This window comes from Nitratireductor sp. ZSWI3 (assembly GCF_024655565.1).
In the GTDB taxonomy this organism is placed as follows: Bacteria; Pseudomonadota; Alphaproteobacteria; order Rhizobiales; family Rhizobiaceae; genus Nitratireductor.
Window position 1 is genome coordinate 119,909 of sequence record NZ_JANKOF010000001.1, and the last position, 16,401, is coordinate 136,309.

21 protein-coding genes are annotated in these 16,401 nt (G+C 65.1%); 5 read left to right on the top strand and 16 right to left on the bottom strand.

The features are described 5' to 3' along the window. Window positions 1–11: 11 nt before the first annotated feature. The 8 genes from NUU27_RS00545 to NUU27_RS00580 all read right to left on the bottom strand — a co-directional run bounded on the left by NUU27_RS00545 (window position 12) and on the right by NUU27_RS00580 (window position 8,590). A complete protein-coding gene (locus NUU27_RS00545; RefSeq protein WP_257760074.1) occupies window positions 12–878 on the bottom strand; it encodes an ABC transporter permease in 867 nt (288 codons plus the stop codon). Beyond that, on the bottom strand, window positions 875–1,822 hold the full coding sequence (locus NUU27_RS00550; RefSeq protein ID WP_257760075.1) for an ABC transporter permease: 948 nt from the start codon (window positions 1,820–1,822) through the stop codon (window positions 875–877). Before NUU27_RS00550 ends, NUU27_RS00545 begins: the two co-directional genes overlap by 4 nt. A gap of 63 nt (window positions 1,823–1,885) precedes the next feature. After that, window positions 1,886–3,382, bottom strand: a complete 1,497-nt coding sequence (locus tag NUU27_RS00555) for an ABC transporter substrate-binding protein (RefSeq protein ID WP_257760076.1) — start codon at window positions 3,380–3,382, stop codon at window positions 1,886–1,888. 65 nt (window positions 3,383–3,447) lie between these two features. Next, entirely contained in the window at window positions 3,448–4,944 is a 1,497-nt protein-coding gene (locus NUU27_RS00560) for an ABC transporter substrate-binding protein (protein WP_257760077.1), read from the bottom strand. Between the two features lie 16 nt (window positions 4,945–4,960). Then, window positions 4,961–6,076 (bottom strand): ABC transporter ATP-binding protein, encoded by a 1,116-nt coding sequence (locus NUU27_RS00565; RefSeq protein WP_257760078.1) that lies wholly within the window; start codon window positions 6,074–6,076, stop codon window positions 4,961–4,963. Then, window positions 6,073–7,116: an ABC transporter ATP-binding protein gene (locus tag NUU27_RS00570; protein WP_257760079.1), complete on the bottom strand. Its 1,044-nt coding sequence runs from the start codon at window positions 7,114–7,116 to the stop codon at window positions 6,073–6,075. The genes NUU27_RS00565 and NUU27_RS00570 overlap by 4 nt, the downstream gene beginning before the upstream one ends. Next, window positions 7,113–7,862, bottom strand: a complete 750-nt coding sequence (locus NUU27_RS00575; RefSeq protein WP_257760080.1) for a FadR/GntR family transcriptional regulator — start codon at window positions 7,860–7,862, stop codon at window positions 7,113–7,115. Before NUU27_RS00575 ends, NUU27_RS00570 begins: the two co-directional genes overlap by 4 nt. Window positions 7,863–8,122: 260 nt before the next feature. Next, window positions 8,123–8,590, bottom strand: coding sequence for a YbhB/YbcL family Raf kinase inhibitor-like protein (locus tag NUU27_RS00580; protein ID WP_257760081.1), 468 nt, complete (start codon window positions 8,588–8,590; stop codon window positions 8,123–8,125). A gap of 149 nt (window positions 8,591–8,739) precedes the next feature. On the opposite strand from NUU27_RS00580, the gene NUU27_RS00585 reads away from it, so the two are divergent. Continuing rightward, window positions 8,740–8,940 (top strand): hypothetical protein, encoded by a 201-nt coding sequence (locus tag NUU27_RS00585; protein WP_257760082.1) that lies wholly within the window; start codon window positions 8,740–8,742, stop codon window positions 8,938–8,940. 56 nt (window positions 8,941–8,996) lie between these two features. Beyond that, window positions 8,997–10,976, top strand: coding sequence for a protein-L-isoaspartate(D-aspartate) O-methyltransferase (locus tag NUU27_RS00590; RefSeq protein ID WP_257760083.1), 1,980 nt, complete (start codon window positions 8,997–8,999; stop codon window positions 10,974–10,976). Window positions 10,977–11,029: 53 nt separating this feature from the next. Here NUU27_RS00590 and NUU27_RS00595 read toward each other — a convergent pair whose 3' ends face one another. The 4 genes from NUU27_RS00595 to NUU27_RS00610 are packed head-to-tail and all read right to left on the bottom strand — an operon-like array spanning window position 11,030 to window position 12,392. After that, the gene (locus tag NUU27_RS00595) at window positions 11,030–11,461 is read right to left on the bottom strand and encodes a CBS domain-containing protein (protein WP_257760084.1); all 432 of its coding nucleotides are present in this window, start codon (window positions 11,459–11,461) and stop codon (window positions 11,030–11,032) included. Between the two features lie 44 nt (window positions 11,462–11,505). Beyond that, the gene (locus NUU27_RS00600; protein ID WP_257760085.1) at window positions 11,506–11,730 is read right to left on the bottom strand and encodes a hypothetical protein; all 225 of its coding nucleotides are present in this window, start codon (window positions 11,728–11,730) and stop codon (window positions 11,506–11,508) included. A gap of 54 nt (window positions 11,731–11,784) precedes the next feature. Beyond that, window positions 11,785–12,054 (bottom strand): hypothetical protein, encoded by a 270-nt coding sequence (locus tag NUU27_RS00605; RefSeq protein WP_257760086.1) that lies wholly within the window; start codon window positions 12,052–12,054, stop codon window positions 11,785–11,787. Further along, on the bottom strand, window positions 12,051–12,392 hold the full coding sequence (locus NUU27_RS00610) for a hypothetical protein (protein WP_257760087.1): 342 nt from the start codon (window positions 12,390–12,392) through the stop codon (window positions 12,051–12,053). The genes NUU27_RS00605 and NUU27_RS00610 overlap by 4 nt, the downstream gene beginning before the upstream one ends. A 100-nt stretch (window positions 12,393–12,492) precedes the next feature. On the opposite strand from NUU27_RS00610, the gene NUU27_RS00615 reads away from it, so the two are divergent. After that, window positions 12,493–12,879 (top strand): hypothetical protein, encoded by a 387-nt coding sequence (locus tag NUU27_RS00615; RefSeq protein ID WP_257760088.1) that lies wholly within the window; start codon window positions 12,493–12,495, stop codon window positions 12,877–12,879. 57 nt (window positions 12,880–12,936) lie between these two features. Here NUU27_RS00615 and NUU27_RS00620 read toward each other — a convergent pair whose 3' ends face one another. From NUU27_RS00620 to otsB, 4 genes are all read right to left on the bottom strand, one after another. Beyond that, window positions 12,937–13,125, bottom strand: coding sequence for a hypothetical protein (locus tag NUU27_RS00620; RefSeq protein WP_257760089.1), 189 nt, complete (start codon window positions 13,123–13,125; stop codon window positions 12,937–12,939). Window positions 13,126–13,263: 138 nt separating this feature from the next. Continuing rightward, entirely contained in the window at window positions 13,264–13,863 is a 600-nt protein-coding gene (locus NUU27_RS00625) for a UdgX family uracil-DNA binding protein (RefSeq protein ID WP_257760090.1), read from the bottom strand. Between the two features lie 85 nt (window positions 13,864–13,948). After that, complete coding sequence (locus tag NUU27_RS00630; RefSeq protein WP_257760091.1) at window positions 13,949–14,110, bottom strand: hypothetical protein; 162 nt, start codon at window positions 14,108–14,110, stop codon at window positions 13,949–13,951. Window positions 14,111–14,202: 92 nt separating this feature from the next. Further along, window positions 14,203–14,982, bottom strand: a complete 780-nt coding sequence (otsB, locus tag NUU27_RS00635) for a trehalose-phosphatase (protein WP_257760092.1) — start codon at window positions 14,980–14,982, stop codon at window positions 14,203–14,205. 110 nt (window positions 14,983–15,092) lie between these two features. Between otsB and NUU27_RS00640 the strand changes: the two genes are divergently transcribed. Continuing rightward, the gene (locus tag NUU27_RS00640; protein WP_257760093.1) at window positions 15,093–15,962 is read left to right on the top strand and encodes a TIGR02587 family membrane protein; all 870 of its coding nucleotides are present in this window, start codon (window positions 15,093–15,095) and stop codon (window positions 15,960–15,962) included. 71 nt (window positions 15,963–16,033) lie between these two features. Further along, on the top strand, window positions 16,034–16,390 hold the full coding sequence (locus NUU27_RS00645) for a hypothetical protein (protein WP_257760094.1): 357 nt from the start codon (window positions 16,034–16,036) through the stop codon (window positions 16,388–16,390). The last annotated feature ends 11 nt before the right edge of the window (window positions 16,391–16,401 follow it).

Sequence of the window (16,401 nt, forward strand, 5' to 3'; positions counted from 1 at the left end):
CCGTGTTGGTATCAGTTGTCTCGCGGGTCGAGCGCGTCGCGCAGCCCGTCGCCGAGAAGGTTGAAGCCCAGCACCACCAGGAAGATCGCCCCGCCGGGGAAGATCGACATCCAGGGGGCCTGGCTCATGAAGTTCTTGGCGGTGTTGAGCATCGAGCCCCAGGAAGGGCTGGGCGGCTGCTGGCCGAGCCCGAGGAAGGAGAGGCTTGCCTCGGCGATGATCGCGGTGGCGATGGTGATGGTCGCCTGGACGACGATCGGCGGCAGGACATTCGGAAAGATGTAGCGCGTGATGATCAGGAGGTTCGGCAGGCCGATGGCCCGCGCGCCCTCCACATAGTCTTCCGTCTTGACGGCCAGCGCCTGTCCGCGCGTCAGCCGGACGAAGATGGGGGTTGCCGAAAGGCCGATGGCGATCATGGCGTTGGACAGGCTCGGCCCGAGAAAGGCCGCCAGCGCGATGGCGAGGATGAGAAAGGGAATGGCCAGCATCGCTTCGGTGACGCGTGAAACGGCAGCGTCCACCCAGCCGCCATAAAAGCCTGCCACCAGCCCGAAGGGCACGCCCACCAGGAGCGCGATCGAAACCGAGATGACGCCCGCGAGCATAGAGGCGCGCGCGCCGTAGAGCAGGCGTGAATAGACATCGCGGCCGAGTTCGTCGGTGCCGAGCCAGAATTCAGGCGAGGGAGCGTGGCGGATGGTGGTGAAGCTCGTCTGGGCGGGATCGTGCGTTGCGAAGACGGGCGCTCCCACCGCCAGGAGCACGAAGATGAGGACGGTCAGCCCACCGACGACGGCGCTGCGGTTGCTGAAGAATTTCGTGACGGTTCGCCCGAACCTGCGCCGCGGCGCTATGGCTTCTGCCTGTACGCTCATTGGGGATGTCTCAAGCGGGGATTGATGACGATGTAGAGGATGTCCGCGACGAGGTTCATGAAGATGAAGCCGACCGCCGCGCACAGCACGACGCCCTGCACCACCGCATAGTCGCGGGTGAAGACGGCGTCGACGATCAGCTTGCCGAATCCGGGAATGGTGAAGACCTGCTCGGTGAGGACGGCACCGGCCAGCAGCTCGCCGAACAATAGGGTGGTCAGGGTGACGATGGGCATCAGCGCGTTGCGGAGCGCATGTTTCAGGACGACGGCCTTGGGCAGAAGCCCCTTCGCCTTCGCCGTTCGGATGTAATCGGACGACAGCACACTGAGCATCGCCGAGCGCGTATGCCGCATCAGATAGGCGGCGAGCGCCGTGGCGAGCACGAAGGACGGCATCAGCATGGTGCGGATCGACTGCAGGAAGTTCTCCGTCGGCGGCACGTAGCCGGACGCGGGCAGGAGTTGCCATTGCACCGAGACGACCATGATCAGGATGATGCCCAGCCAGAAATTGGGGATCGAGACGCCGGACAGCGCCACCACGTTGGCGGCATAGTCCGTGGGCGTGCCTTTCCTCACGGCCGAGAGCACGCCGGCGGGAATGCCGATCAACAGAGCCAGCACGATGGCCATCAGGGCGAGTTGCAGCGTGACCGGCAGCTTCTGGGCGATCAGGGTCGCCACGGGCACGCCGGTCCTGAGCGAATGGCCGAAATCGCCGCTCAGGACGTTGCCGAGCCAGGCCAGGTACTGGATGTGGAACGGATCGTCGAGATGGTACTTCTCGCGCAGGAAGGCGAGCACCTGCGGGTCGCGCTCCTCGCCGGCCAGGGTCAGCAGCGGGTCGCCGGGCAGCAGCTTCTGCAGGCTGAACACGATCAGCGACACGAGGATCAGCGTCGGGATCGCCACCAGGAGCCTTCGGAGCACGATTTTGAGCATTCTCGTCCGTTCGTTGTCTTGCCGGCGAGACCGCAGCAGAATAGCTGCTGCGGTCTCGGGGTATCACCTGGCCAGCGTCACACCCTTCAGGCGCACCATGCCGTCGGGATAAGCGGTGAAGCCTGAAACGGCGCTCGACAGCACGAACGGCCAGGGCTGGTGGTAGACATAGATGATCGGCAGGTCGTCCTGCAGGATCCTCTGCGCTTCTTCATAGAGCGCCTGCCGCTTCTCGACATCCGGGGTCACCCGCGCATCGTTGAGCAGCCGGTCCACCTCCGGATTGCAATATTTGGAATCGTTCAGCGTGCCCTTGCAGGTGACGAACTGGTGCAGATTGCCGTCGGGGTCGACGCGCCCCGACCAGCCGATCTGTGCGGCCTGGTAGTTGCCGCTCTTCATCTCCTGCTGCATGGCGGCAAACTCGGTCGGCCTCAGGCTGATGTTGAAGCCCGCTTCGGCCGCCATCGCCTGGATCAGCTCGTTGATGGCCTGCGTCGTGGTGTTGTTGCCGAAGCTGAGCTCGAACGAGACGTTTTCGACGCCCGCCTCGGCAAGCAGCGCCTTGGCGGCTTCCGGATCGCGCTGGACGACGGGGAAGGCCGGGCTGTTGTAGGGGCTGGCCTTCGGGAAGGGCTGTTGCGCCGGCTCGAATAGGCCCTGGCCGACGACCTGGTTGATCACATCGCGGCCGATGGCAAGCTGCAGGGCCTGGCGCACGCGCTTGTCGCGGCCGAGCGGATTGTCCGCCTTTTCGCCGTCGCCGGTGTTGATTGTGATGCCCTGATAGCCGAGGCCCGCCACCGGCATGAACTGCAGGGCGTCGTCGTTGCGGACGCTTTCCGCATCGGACGGATTGAGGCGTTCCAGCATGTCGATGTCGCCGGCCCGCAGATTGGCGAGACGGACAGTGGAATCGGGGATCGGCTGGAAGATCAGACGGCCGAAATGATAGTCCGCCGCCTCGCGATGCTCGGCGAATTTCTCCAGCACGATGCGATCGTTCTGGACTCGGCTCGCGAATTTGTAGGGACCGGAGCAGATGGGGTTTGTCGCCACCTCTGCCTCGAAGGTCGCCGGCGAAAGCATCATGCCGGCGCGGTCGGAGAGTTGGGCAAGCAGCGTTGCGTCGGGCTTCGAAAGGTTGAGCGCGACGGTGAATTCGTCGACCACCTCGACGCTCTCGACGGAGGCAAGCTCGCTCTTGCGCAGGCTGTCCGGCAGGGTGCGGGCTCGCTCGATATTGGCTTTGGCCGCCTCTGCGTTGAACGGCGTTCCGTCGTGGAACAGCGCGTCCTGGCGCAGCTTGAAGGTCAGCGTCCTGTTGTCGTTGCTCCAGGCCCACTCGGTGGCGAGCTCGGGCACGAAGTTCAGCTTGGCGTCGACGTCGATCAGCTTATCGCAGAGCGAGGTGAAGACGATGCGGCCGACAAATGTGCGGGCGCGATGTGGATCGAGCAGATCCGGATCCTCCTGCAGGCCGATACGGAAGTCCTGTGCCCAGGCAGCCGAGGTTGCCAGGACGGTACCGGTCAGGAGCGTTGCAAGAAGCGTTCTCATTTCGGTTCCCTCTGTTTTGTTGCTTGCGGGACGCCGGCCGCGATCCGGCCGGCGCGATTTTCGCTTCAGCCCGCCAGATCGACGCCGGCGAGGCGGATCATGCCGTCGGGATAGGCGGTGAAACCCTCGATGCCTGCCTTGTGGGCGAAGGGCCAGGGCAGATAGAAGAGATAGATGACCGGCATGTCCTCCCGCAGGATCGCCTGCGCCTTGTCGTAGAGTGCCTTGCGCGCCGAGGGATCGGAGGTGGCGCGCGCTTCGTTGAGCAGCGCGTCGACCTCCTTGTTGCAGTACTTCGTGTCGTTCAGGCCACCCTCGCAACTGACGTATTGGTGGATGTTGCCATCGGGGTCGACGCGTCCCGACCATCCCGACTGACCGACTTCGAACTCGCCGCTCTTGAGCACCGACTGAAGGGCGGCGAACTCGGTCGGCCGAAGGCTGATGTCGAAACCCGCTTCGGCGGCCATCGCCTGCACGAGCTCGAAGACCTGCTGCATGATCGTGTTGTTGCCGAAGGTGAGCTCGAACGGCACCCGCTCGTAGCCGGCTTCCTTCAGCAGCGCCTTGGCCCGCTCGACATCGCGCCCGCCCGAGCCGATGTCGGGGGCGTGGGCGAAGCTCGCCGGCGGGAAGGGCTGGTAGGCGGGCTGATAGGTTCCGGCGCCGACCACCTGGTTGATGACATCGCGGTCGATGGCCAGATCGAGCGCCTGGCGCAGCCGCTTGTCCTTGCCGAGCGGGTTGTCGGCCCTGGCGCCGTTGGCGATGTTGACCTCGATCGCCTGGTAGCCGAGGCCGGTCACCGAGGCGAGTTTTATCGAGGCATCGCTTTTGACCGTCTCGAGGTCGGAAGGCGCGACACGCTCGATGATGTCGACGTCGCCGGCCCGCAGGTTCGCAAGGCGCACCGTGGCGTCGGGCATCGGCACGAAGGTGATCGTGTCGAAATGATACTGGTCGGCGTTCCAGTAATCCTGGAACTTCTCCAGCACGATGCGATCGTTCTGAACACGCTCGACGAATTTATAGGGACCGGAGCAGACCGGTGTCTGGCCCGGATCCTTGTCGAAAGAGGCCGGCGACATCAGCATGCCGGCGCGGTCGGTGAGCTGTGCGAGCAGGCCGGCATCCGGGCCCGACAGCGTGATGGCGAGCGTCGCAGGATCCACCACCGCAATGTCGGAGATCGACTTCAACTCGCTCTTGCGCAGGCTTTCGGGATCGGTGCGGGCACGGTCCAGATTGGCTTTCACCGCCGCCGCGTCGATTGCCGTTCCGTCGTGGAACTTGGCGCCGTCGCGCAGCCGCATCGTCAAGATGGTGCCGTCGTCGTTCCAGCTCCACTCGGTGGCGATGCTCGGGATGATTTCCAGCTTCTCGTTGATGTCGACCAGCTTATCGCAGAGCGAGGTGAAGACGATGCGGCCGACAAAGGTGCGGGCGCGATGCGGATCCAGCACGTCGGGGTCGTCCTGCAGGCCGATCCGCAGATCCGCCGCCATGGCGGCGGTGCTTGCCAGAAGCGCCGCCCCGAGCACAAGCGTCTTGAGTGATTTCATCGATACGCCTCCTTCGTCATTCGACCGTGGCCGTGGTGATGGCTTCCTCTTCCCGGCGCGCCTGGTGGGCGCGATAAAGCTCGAGCCGCTGGGCGAGCTTGGCACTGCCGTGGGGAGCCGGCGCGGGCGGATTGCCGCCGGCCTGGATCTCGCGCCAGAAATGGCAGGCGACGCTGCGACCGTCGCCGACCGCTTCGAGCGGCGGATGCTGCTCGCCGCAGCGTGCCTGCGCATGCGGGCAGCGCGTGTGGAAACGGCAGCCCGGCGGCGGCGCTGTCGGGCTCGGAATGTCGCCCCGGGGCAGGTCATGCTCCTCCCGGGACTGCGGCACCGGCACCGGGATCGCCTGCAGCAGCGCCTGCGTGTAGGGGTGCAGCGGCGTCTCGAAGAGCGGGTCGACGGGCGAGAGCTCCACCACCTCGCCCAGATACATCACCGCCACCCGATCGCTCATGTGGCGGATGACGGCGAGATCGTGCGCGACGATGACCAGTGTCAGGCCGAAGCGGTCCTTCAGATCCTCGAGCAGGTTGATCACCTGGGCCTGCACCGACACGTCGAGGGCGGAGACGGGCTCGTCGCCGATGATCAGCTTGGGCTCGCCGGCAAGCGCCCGCGCGATACCGATGCGCTGGCGCTGGCCGCCGGAAAACTCGTGCGGGTAGCGATCGGCATATTCCGGCCGCAGGCCCACGACGCGCAGCAGGTCGGCCACGCGTTCGTCCACGGCACGGCCGCGCGCCAGCCCGTGCAGCCTGATCGGCTCGGCGATGATTGCACCGATCGTCATGCGTGGATTGAGCGAGGCGAAAGGATCCTGGAAGACGATCTGCATCTCGCGCCGCAACGCGCGCATCTCGCCGGCGGAGAGGCTGGTGATCTCGCGTCCCCGATAGAAGACCTGTCCCTCGGTCGGCTCGATCAGGCGCAGGAGCAGACGGGCAAGCGTGGACTTGCCGCAGCCCGATTCTCCGACGATGGCGAAGGTTTCGCCGGCGGCGACGGCAAGGGAAACGTCGCTCACCGCGTGAACGGTCGGCTCGGTCTGCAGCAGACCCCGGCGGCCGCCGAAGCGCTTGACGAGGTGGCTGCCCTCGAGGATCGGACCGGCATCGCCGCAAGAGCCGCTCATCGCCGCGTCTCCACTTTCGCCTCGATCGGCGCATACCAGCAGGCGACTTCATGGCCGTCCGCAAGCTCGGCCTTTGGCGGCACCACCTCCATGCAGCGCTGATCCGCAAAAGGACAGCGCGGCGCAAAGCGGCATCCCTTGGGCATCAGATCGAGTGGCGGGACCGCGCCCTTGATGGTGGCCAGGCGCCCCTGGCGGCGGCCGAGCGAGGGGATCGAGCCAAAAAGCCCGATCGTGTAAGGGTGCTGCGGATCGTCGAAGATCGCCCCGACCGGCCCTTGCTCGACGATGTGGCCGGCATACATCACCGCAACGCGGTCGGCGACCTCCGCGACCACGCCGAGGTCATGGGTGATCAGGATCACGGCGGTGCCGGTTTCCGCCTGGATGCGGCGGATGAGCGCCAGGATCTGGGCCTGGATGGTCACGTCCAGCGCCGTCGTCGGCTCGTCTGCGATCAGCAGGCGCGGCCGGTTGGCGAGCGCCATGGCGATCATGACGCGCTGCCGCATCCCGCCTGAAAGCTGGTGCGGATAAGCATCGAGGCGCTTTGCGGCCGCCGGGATGCGCACCCATTCGAGCATCTTGAGCGCTTCGCCGCGCGCCGCCGCCTTGGGCAGCCCGCGATGGCGCATGATGCCCTCGGCGATCTGGTGCCCGATGGTGAAGGCCGGGTTGAGCGAGGTCATCGGCTCCTGGAAGATCATCGCCATGCCATTGCCGCGCAGATTGGCCATCGCGCGCTCCGGCAAGGTGAAGAGGTCGCGTCCCTCGAAGCGGGCCGAGCCGCTGACGATGCGTGCCGGAGGGGATGGCAGAAGCCCCATCAGGGCGAGCGAGGTGACGCTCTTCCCGCAGCCCGACTCGCCGACGATGCAGAGCGTCTCGCCGCGCCCGACACGAAAGGAGATGCCGTCGATCAGGTTGGTCGGGGCACTGTGGGAAAAGCTCAATGCGAAATTCTCGACCGCGAGCACCGTATCGGCGCTGGCCGGGTCCGGATCGGAGGCGATGGCTTTTGCGGCGGCGGTCGGGCTCATGCGGTGCCCGCTTCTGATCTGAGTGCCTGGCCTGTCGGAGAGGCGGCTTCCTCCTCGCCGAGCATGATCGACTGAAGATCCGCATTGAGCACCGAAAGGTGCTGACGCATTGCCCGCTCGGCGGCGGCGCCGTCGCGGCTGGCCAGCGCCCGGACGATCTCCTCATGGTAGCGGTGAGCCCGTTCGCGCCGCTCCGGCGTCCGCGCCTGCGCCCGGGGGCGCCGCCAGTCGGGATCCTGGCGGATGCGCTGTGTGATGTCGAAAAGCGTCAGCATCAGATTGTTGCCGGCGCATTCGGCGATGCGGCGATGGAAGGCGCTGTCCCACAGCTCCCAGGCGTCGTCGTCGCTGCTGGTCACCGTCTTCCTCGACAGCCGTTCCAGCGCGGCGATGTCGTCGCCGGTGCAGCGAAGGGCCGCCATCCGCGCCAGGGCCGGCTCGATCTGCAGGCGCGCTTCCATGACTTCGAGCGGGTTGGTGCGGTCCGCCAGATTGCCGAAAAACTGCCGCTCCGGAACGGGACGACTTCCTATAAAGGTTCCCTTGCCTTGCTGCCGCCAGATGAGGCCTTCGGCTTCCAGAACCTCCATGGCGCGCCGCACGGCGCGCCGCCCGAGCCCCATGGACAGGGCCAATTCCCGCTCAGGGGGGAATTGCCATTCATGGTCATGCCGATGCTCATGGATAAGCTGACGCAGCTTCTCCAGCGCGATGGAAGAGTTGGAGCGGACGCTTTCGAGATTCAAGCAAGGTTCCCCAGGCACGAGACCTTTTTCTTCATTGGTCCCCTATAATTTCGTCTTGTGAACGCTTGTCAAGGAGTGCGTGCGCCGCAGATGGACGGGGTGGCCGAAGGGCCCTGTTCGCCGGGCGATGCCGGTGCCCGGCCGGTGCCCGAACGAAAGGCCGGCGGCATGGAGGTACGTAGAGGAGGCCGCCGGCCCTTGGATCCGCATAGCGAATCGGAGGGCTAACGGTGCAGGGTGCGGATTGTTCCGGGCCCGCTTCAGGCCGCTTCGAACGTGCCGACCGTCTCGGTTTCCGTGATGAGGTGCGAGGACGCCTCTCTCATGATCTCTCTGATCGAAGCGCCGTCAGGAACGTTCAGCCTCTCGACGTCGAGTGCCAAAAGGCGGAAATGATAGTGATGCGGGCCGTCGCCGCGCGGCGGTTGCGGGCCGTCATACTGGCGGTTGCCGAAATCGTTCACCGCTTGCCGCAGGCTGCCGTTCGCGACGCCTGCCGTGGCGTCCTCGGCCAGCCGGTCGCTCCTTGCGTCCATGTCGTAGACCAGCCAGTGATGAAACACGCCGGAGGGCGCGTCGGGATCGTCGACCACCAGAAGAAAGCTCTTCGTCTCCTCCGGCGCGTCTTGCCAGACCAGCGGCGGCGAAACGTTGCCGCCGTCGCGCGCATAGCGGCGCGGGATGGAGCGGCCGTCCGGAAAGGCGGGGCTTTGAAGGGCAAAAGACATTTCGTGCTTCCGTTCCTTGCTTCGTCCCCCACCCAACCAGCCGTTCGGAACAGTGTTCCGCGCCGGGCACGAACAAATTCGGTGCTGCACGGTTTGAGCAGAGAAGTCGACTGACGGTCGGAAACCGTCGAGGCGCGGAGGAAGCGAAGATGGCGAGCACGAAGCATTCCAAGTTCAAGACACCCACCGACAAGGACCTGAAGCGGAATCCGGGCATCGGGACGTCGCCGGGCACGAGTAAGGGCGGCGATCTGCTCGATGGCGAAAACACCTTCGAGGGCGATGTCCGCAATGACACGACATCGGCCGGCGGTGTCCGGCGCGGCGAGACCGGGCGCACCAACAAGTAAGCGCACGAGCCCGTGCCGCCTCCACAGGTCCAGCCATGGCAGCGAGGGAGTTTGAGATGCTCGACTACGCACACGCCAGGAAAATGATGGTCCTGAACCACATCACCAAGCGCGGCGTCGAGGATGTTTCCGTGCTGGCGGCGATGGAAGAAGTGCCTCGCGAGCGCTTCGTGGAACCCGGCATGGAGGAGTTCGCCTACGACGACACGCCGCTGCCGATCGGCTCCGGACAGACGATCTCGCAGCCCTTCGTCGTCGCCATGATGATCGAGGCGGCGGGCGTCAAGCCGGGTGACAAGGTGCTCGAGGTCGGCGCCGGCTCCGGTTATGCCGCTGCCGTGCTGAGCCGCATCGCCGGAAGCGTCTACGCGATCGAGCGGCATGCGCGGCTCGCCGAGCGGGCGCGGGCGCGTCTGGCCGGCCTGGGCTACGACAATGTGCGCGTCCGCACCGGCGACGGCACTGCGGGATGGGCCGAAGAGGCGCCGTTCGATGCGATCATCGTCTCGGCGGCGGGCACGACGGTGCCCCAGGCGCTCAGGGATCAGCTCGACATCGGCGGCTGCATGGTCATCCCGGTGGAGGATGCCGCGCAGCATCAGCAGCTCATGCGGATCACCCGCACGAGCGCGACGGCCTTCGAGGACGTCTATCTGGGCTCGGTCGCCTTCGTCCCGCTGGTCGGCGGGCAGGAGCCGGCCGGCAACGATACGGCGGCAGCGTTCCACCATCATGCGCCGTCGGCGACGCTGCCGCAGATGATCGCCCGCGCGGCGGAGAAACTGCCGGAACTGGGCGATGAAGCTTTCGGCCGCCTGTTCGACCGGTTCGCCGACCGCCGCATCGTTCTGCTGGGCGAAGCAAGCCACGGAACGTCTGAATTCTACAGGGCGCGCGCCGCGATCACCCGGCGGCTCGTCGAGGAGCATGGCTTCGACTTCGTCGCCGTCGAGGCGGACTGGCCCGATGCCGCGGCCATCGGCCGCCATGTGAAAGGGTTGCCCCCTCGGCCGGATGCGCCGCCGTTTCAGCGGTTCCCGGCCTGGATGTGGCGCAACACGCAGGTGAGCGCCTTTGTCCGCTGGCTCCATGGCCACAACGCCAAACGCGAGGGCCCGGCCCACCGCGCCGGCTTCTACGGGCTCGACATCTACAATATGAGCGCCTCGATAGAGGCGGTGCTGACCTATCTCGACCGCATCGACCGGGAGGCCGCCGCCGCCGCGCGCGAGCGCTATGGCTGCCTGACGCCGTGGCAGCGCGAGCCCTCCACCTATGGCCGCGCCATGCTGACCAGCGGCTACCGCAAATGCGAGGAAGCGGTGATCGCCCAGTGCCGGGACCTGTTGGCGAAAGAGCTGGAATATGCTGCGCATGACGGCGAAGGCTATCTCGACGCGGTACAGAACGCCCGGCTGGTGAAGGCGGCCGAAGAGTATTACCGCATCATGTATTACGGCGGCGCGGAAGCCTGGAATCTGCGGGACCGGCACATGTTCGAGACGCTGGAACATGTGCTCGAGGCGCATGGCCCGCAAGCGCGGGCGGTGGTCTGGGCGCACAATTCGCATATAGGCGATGCACGGCATACGGAGATGGGGCAGATTCGCTCCGAACTCAATGTGGGGCAGCTCTGTCGGGAGCGCTTTGGCGACGATGTGGCGCTGATCGGCTTCGGTACCCATGAGGGAACCGTCGCCGCCGCTGACGATTGGGGCGGCCCGATGCGGGTGAAGACGGTGCGTCCCTCTCACGAGGAAAGCTACGAGACGCTGTTTCACGCGGCGGGCGGCGGCCGGTTCCTGGTCGATTTCGCGCGGCAGGGGCAGCTTGCCGACGCGTTGGCGCCGATGCGGCTCGAACGCTTCATCGGTGTCATCTATCGGCCGGAGACGGAGGTCGAGAGCCACTACGCGCTCGCCTCGCTGTCGCGGCAGTTCGACGCCTTCGTCTGGTTCGACCGGACGAGCGCCGTCACGCCATTCGGCACCAGTCAGGCGGGTGGGGTTCCCGATACCTTTCCCTTCGGCGTGTGAACGGCCGGCAGCGCCGGCCGTCTCAGCGTCTTCGGTGCGTGTGTCGCAGGATGCTATTGCGTGGTGTGCCTGCCGCCGTGCCGCGAGATGTTTTCCAGCGCGTCGCCCGCCGGGCTGGCGCCCTGCTCGATCGCGAGGTCGCCCAGCGACAGGATGCCGACAAGCCGCTTGTCGCGGTTCACCACGGGAATGCGCCGGATCTGCTGATCGCCCAGATTGCGGGCGACATGCTCGGTGTCTTCGTCCTCGAAGCAGTATTTGACGTCGGCGGTCATGACTTCGCGGACGGGTGTGTCCGGTCCCTTGCCCTTGCCGATCGCGCGGATGGCGAGGTCGCGATCGGTGACCATTCCGACCAGACGGTCGTTCTCGCCGACGGGGAGCACGCCTGCATCGATGTCGGCCATGATGGAAGCCGCCTCCCTGATCGGTTGGTCGGGACTGGCGACGCGCACGCTACGGGTCATCACTTCACTCACTCGCATGTCTGTCTCCTTCCTGGTTCCGCCATTGCAACAAGCGCTGCCGGCTACTGCTTCGCCGGTTTGTCGATTCCGTGCGGCTCGCGCTTCCGCAAGGTCTGCCTGGCCACGGCATCTTCCTGAACCTCGACTTCGTAGGGCTGAGCCGAACCGCCTCCGACGTCGCCGGCGTCGGCGATGGGTTTCGGCGGTGCGGCGCTCTCATTCGTGGGCGTGGTCGCCACCGCGTGGCGCTTGTGCTTGCGGTTCTGGTGTCTGCGTCGGTCCTGCATGGGTTCTTCCTCTGCATCGCTCGCCGGACGGAATGTTCCCCGTTTTGCGAGCGTTCAGCGTCCGTGTCCGTCGATAAATTTGTTGAACCGGCTCACGCCGCCGCCCTCCGTCTTCTCCTGGTAGAGAAACTTGAGGCCATTCTCATCGAAGATATCGAAGAATTCGTCCCACGAGATCGGCTCTAGGCCTTCTTCCGGCTCTCCGAAGTCGATGCGCAGGATTCCTCCCGGCTGCGATGTTCTGACGCGCGCCGGATGTCCGTCGCGCTGCTCGGCCCAGTTTCTGATCGTCTCGTGGTTTGTGGTGGTGATCGCTTCGCTCATTTCGGGCCTCCGGGCTGGCGGCGCACGGCCTGCTTCAATGGATTGCAGATCGTTCCCTCGACCACCTCGCGCGGCCCTTCCTCGGGAAAGGTGCCGGTGTCGAGTTCGATGACGGTGTAGAGCTTGTCGTCGCGGAACGCGCTGGCGAAGCGGGTCGAAACGCCGTCGCCCGGCTTGGCGTCGGTCTCCAGAAAATCCGCTTCCGCCTCCGCCGCGACGATCCGGGCATCGGCCGGCGAACGGGCCCGCACCAGGATCACCCCCTGGTTCGTGGCCCGATCCCAGTTCGGATCGCCGTCTGCGGCCGCCGGCACGAGTTTGAAGATGCGTGTGCTCATGCCGCTAGGAACAAACTTCGCGGGTCGTTGTTCCGGCCAAGGAAGGATTGCCCCATGCGCCGGCTGGAGCGTCGTGCGTCGCGTCTGGAAGGAGACAGGCATGAAAGTGACAGACATCGTCATTTCGCATGACGAAGCGCCCTACACGATGCTGAGATATGTGACCGACGGTGGCGAGGAGGTTGTCGTCAAGCTCGACACGTCGAGCGTCGGCGATGCCGACGGGCATACGCTGCTTGATCGCGCCCGCACGCTGCTGACCAGGGCCGCGGCCTTCGATGTCGCCAGCGCCGACTTCAGCGGCGCGACCACCGAGCCGGCGCTCGTCGAGCAGCCCGACCGAAACCAGCCTTCGCAAACGCAATCGCTGGAAGAGGATGACGACAATCCAGATCAACGTCCGGACGAGGCGTTGCCGAGCCGGAAGCAGGAAAAAGCCATTCGGGAGAACCCCGCACGTCAGCGCGGACGGTTTGGAGATTACTGAGAGGAGATCGAAACGCTGCCGTCCGCACCCGCTTGTCCTGCAGGTGAAGAGCCAACGTCAGTGCCTGGCCGCTCTCCTGTCGCCCATGAAAATCCCTCCCTCTTTGCAAGCCGTCAATGCGCGCTGGAGTTCTCGTGCCAGTTCGAGAAGCCGTTCTGGAACCGGCTCTTTCTCGATTTCGCCCAGCAGCACACGAAGATCCTCAGGGAGTTCGGGCAGGCGCGCTTGCTTGTCGCTCTTCGCCATGAAAATTCCTCATCACTGCTCCCTTCACGCACAGCATCCTAGAGATTGGCCTGTGCTTCAAGGGAAAATGGCAATCATAGCGCGAAACACCCAAGGGAATTAACGGCTTCGCCGCCGTTGCCGCGGCTGGCGACGGCATCAGGCAGAGGCCAGCCGGTTGCACTCCTTCAGATCTCGAACGAATCGCCCATATTCGCGCTCTCGATCGCCTCGGTCGCGGATTCTCAGCAGGAAGGAAGGATGGACCGTCACATAGACGGGCACTTCGCAGACGTCTTTCAGAAGACGGCCGCGCAGCTCGGAGACCTTCCCGGGACGCGAGGCCATGCCGCGAAAGGCGGTCGCTCCCATGGCAACGGCCAGTTGGGGCGCGACCAGTTCGAACTCCTTCGTCAGCCACCATCGGCAGCGGTCGATCTCGTAAGCATTCGGCCGCTTGTGAAGACGCCGCTTGCCGCGCTGGTCATGCTTGAAGTGCTTCACGCTGTTGGTCAGGAACACCTCCTCCCGGCGAAGTCCGGCTTCCGCCATCGCCGTGTCCAGGAGCCGGCCCGCCGGCCCGACAAAGGGTATCCCTTCCAGATCCTCCTTGTCGCCCGGCTGCTCGCCGACCAGCATCAGCCTGGCTTTCGGGTCTCCTGCACCGGAAACGGCCTGTGTCGCGTCACGCCACAGGGGACAGCGCCGGCAATTCGCTTCCTCCCTTTCCAGTTCGTCAAGTTCTCGGCTGATGCTCACTGTGAACTCACAACCTGGATCGCGATGATCTTGGATTGCTTCAATCCAAAATCATGAACGCGATCGCTTTCAAAAAGTTAGAGCGTCAATCGTCGTTTCGGTAGAGTTTGCGGACGGCGCGGTCCTGACGCCTGCGCTCGTCCGGTGACAATCGCCGCTTCTTCACAAGGGCATAGATCAGCGCCAACCCCAAGATCAGAGGTCCGACGGAGACCGCCAGGACCCAGAGATAGTCGGAAAGCACCATGATCGCCTCTTCGATTGAATGCGGAACCAGACAGGTCGCCGAATGTTCCTGTCAGCGACCGGCTCCGGATTCTTTCCACCGGTCGAAGCCGTTCATGCGGGATCCCGCGCGGCTCTCACCAGTTGCGCGAGCCAGCGGTGGAACGCGGTGGTGTCCGGCAGCCGGTAGCGCGCGCATGTGTCGCCGGGGCCGATCTTGATCGTTATTCCGTTCTGATGGTCGAGACTGGCGAAACCGTCTTCATCGGTGGCATCGTCTCCGGCAAAAAGGGGGCGGCGTCCGGCAAACGGCTCCACCGCCATGAAGGCCGCCAGGGCATCGCCCTTGGTGCGGCTGGCGGCCTTGAACTCGATCACCATCTTCCCGTGCACGATCGAAATGTCCTTGCATCGGCGGGCGATCTCCCCGGCCATCGCCTCGCACTCGGCGGCAAGATCGGGACGCTGGCGATAATGAAGCGAGAGCGACGCCCATTTCGTTTCAACGAGCAGCCCATCGTGGCGGGCGGCGAACGCCATGACGATGTCCCGTGCGGCTTCGAGGCTTTTGCCTGCGATCCGCACTCTTTGCGTTGTGCCGTCGGGACGGCGCCACTCGAGGCCGTGCACGCCGGCAAGGGCCGGCCGAAGAGGCGCGAGGCGGCGGTCGAGATCTGAGACTTCGCGTCCCGACACGATGGCCAGCGCGCCTCCCGAGAGCGCCAGCAACGCCTCAAGATCCGCCAGGACGTCACGTGTGATGCATGCCTTCGCGGGATCCTCGACGATCTCCGCCAGCGTGCCGTCGAAATCGAAAAAAAAGGCGGTCCGGGAAACATCCGGCATGCCCGGTGGAACGAGATGGGGGGAAGGCCGTTCGATATGTGATGTCATTGTTACCAACCAGCATGACAGCAAAACAGGTCATGTGCCGGAAGGTTCCGGTGGAGGAGGCGAATCCGTCGTCGCTTGCAGGCACAGCGGAACGGCGTGATCGAAACCCCATGCAAAGAAGAATCAGGACCGACCGCTCCGCATCCTCCGCTCGCAACGGCAAAACGAGCATCGGCGTCTATAAGCTGTTGAAGGACACGGCGCGCGCCGTCGGCGGCGCATTGGTCTTTTCACTGCCGATGTTGATGACGATGGAGATGTGGAGCCTCGGTTTCACGATCGACCGGCTTCGCCTGGCCCTTCTGATGGTGCTGGCCGTTCCGCTGCTGACGGAACTGTCGCACCAGATCGGCTACGAACACACCGTGCGCCGGACCGACGACCTGATGGACGCGATGTTCGCCATCGGCGTGGGCGGGGCGACGGCGCTCATCCTGCTGATCTGCTTCGGCGTGGTTCACCACGCGATGCCGCCGGAGGAGGCGATCGGGAAGGTCGCCATCCAGACGGTTCCGGCCGCCATGGGCGCTTTGCTGGCCCGCTCCCAGTTCGGCAGCCGCTCCGAAGACAAGATCGTCGAGAAGAAGGAGACCTATCCCGGCGAGATGTTCCTGATGGGCATCGGGGCATTGTTCCTCGGCTTCAATGTGGCGCCGACCGAGGAGATCGTGCTGATCGCCTATCGCATGACCCCGTGGCATGCGCTGGCGGTCGTCGCACTGTCGCTGTTCGTCATGCACGGCTTCGTCTTCGCCCTCGGCTTTCGCGGCGGCGCCGAGCTCGGACCCGACACGCCCTGGTGGAGCGCGCTCGTGCGCTTCACCCTGCCGGGCTATGTGCTGGCGCTTCTCATCAGCCTGTATGTGCTGTGGACGTTCGAGCGCACCGAGGGTGCCGCCTTCTCGCAAATCCTGCTGACCGCGATCGTTCTCGGGCTGCCGTCCTCGGTCGGGGCGGCGGCCGCACGTCTGATCCTTTGACGGCTGAAGCAATGACGGCATCGAAACCATCCAAAGGAAAACCGGTCAGGGGCTACGGGACAAATGCCCCGATGGTCGAGTGGCTGACGGGCATTGCCTCGGGCTGTCTGCTCCTTGCGCTGGTCGGCTACCTCCTGTTTCTCGCCGTATTTGAGAATGGGGAGGCTCCGACACTGGTTCTTGCTCCGGAAAGCGTAACGCAGACCGCAGGCCGTTTTCACATGAGGTTCACGTTGACCAACCAAGGGGATTCGGCCGCCGCGGAAGTCCGCGTGAAGGCGCGTTCGCCCGAAGAGCCCTCTCCGGCGGGCGAGGTGGTGTTCGACTACGTGCCGGCAGGCTCCACCCGGCGCGGCACACTCGTCTTTGCCGGGGATCCCGCGGTACTGCGGATCGCTCTCGAAGTCGTCAGCTACCGTGAGCCCTGACCTGAGGGGAC

Bases quoted from the DNA above. Each gene is read 5' to 3' on its own strand.
- NUU27_RS00545 (WP_257760074.1), bottom strand. From the start codon at position 878: ATGAGCGTACAGGCAGAAGCCATAGCGCCGCGGCGCAGGTTCGGGCGA.
- NUU27_RS00550 (WP_257760075.1), bottom strand. From the start codon at position 1,822: ATGCTCAAAATCGTGCTCCGAAGGCTCCTGGTGGCGATCCCGACGCTG.
- NUU27_RS00555 (WP_257760076.1), bottom strand. From the start codon at position 3,382: ATGAGAACGCTTCTTGCAACGCTCCTGACCGGTACCGTCCTGGCAACC.
- NUU27_RS00560 (WP_257760077.1), bottom strand. From the start codon at position 4,944: ATGAAATCACTCAAGACGCTTGTGCTCGGGGCGGCGCTTCTGGCAAGC.
- NUU27_RS00565 (WP_257760078.1), bottom strand. From the start codon at position 6,076: ATGAGCGGCTCTTGCGGCGATGCCGGTCCGATCCTCGAGGGCAGCCAC.
- NUU27_RS00570 (WP_257760079.1), bottom strand. From the start codon at position 7,116: ATGAGCCCGACCGCCGCCGCAAAAGCCATCGCCTCCGATCCGGACCCG.
- NUU27_RS00580 (WP_257760081.1), bottom strand. From the start codon at position 8,590: ATGTCTTTTGCCCTTCAAAGCCCCGCCTTTCCGGACGGCCGCTCCATC.
- NUU27_RS00585 (WP_257760082.1), top strand. From the start codon at position 8,740: ATGGCGAGCACGAAGCATTCCAAGTTCAAGACACCCACCGACAAGGAC.
- NUU27_RS00590 (WP_257760083.1), top strand. From the start codon at position 8,997: ATGCTCGACTACGCACACGCCAGGAAAATGATGGTCCTGAACCACATC.
- NUU27_RS00595 (WP_257760084.1), bottom strand. From the start codon at position 11,461: ATGCGAGTGAGTGAAGTGATGACCCGTAGCGTGCGCGTCGCCAGTCCC.
- NUU27_RS00600 (WP_257760085.1), bottom strand. From the start codon at position 11,730: ATGCAGGACCGACGCAGACACCAGAACCGCAAGCACAAGCGCCACGCG.
- NUU27_RS00605 (WP_257760086.1), bottom strand. From the start codon at position 12,054: ATGAGCGAAGCGATCACCACCACAAACCACGAGACGATCAGAAACTGG.
- NUU27_RS00610 (WP_257760087.1), bottom strand. From the start codon at position 12,392: ATGAGCACACGCATCTTCAAACTCGTGCCGGCGGCCGCAGACGGCGAT.
- NUU27_RS00615 (WP_257760088.1), top strand. From the start codon at position 12,493: ATGAAAGTGACAGACATCGTCATTTCGCATGACGAAGCGCCCTACACG.
- NUU27_RS00620 (WP_257760089.1), bottom strand. From the start codon at position 13,125: ATGGCGAAGAGCGACAAGCAAGCGCGCCTGCCCGAACTCCCTGAGGAT.
- NUU27_RS00630 (WP_257760091.1), bottom strand. From the start codon at position 14,110: ATGGTGCTTTCCGACTATCTCTGGGTCCTGGCGGTCTCCGTCGGACCT.
- otsB (WP_257760092.1), bottom strand. From the start codon at position 14,982: ATGACATCACATATCGAACGGCCTTCCCCCCATCTCGTTCCACCGGGC.
- NUU27_RS00640 (WP_257760093.1), top strand. From the start codon at position 15,093: ATGCAAAGAAGAATCAGGACCGACCGCTCCGCATCCTCCGCTCGCAAC.
- NUU27_RS00645 (WP_257760094.1), top strand. From the start codon at position 16,034: ATGGTCGAGTGGCTGACGGGCATTGCCTCGGGCTGTCTGCTCCTTGCG.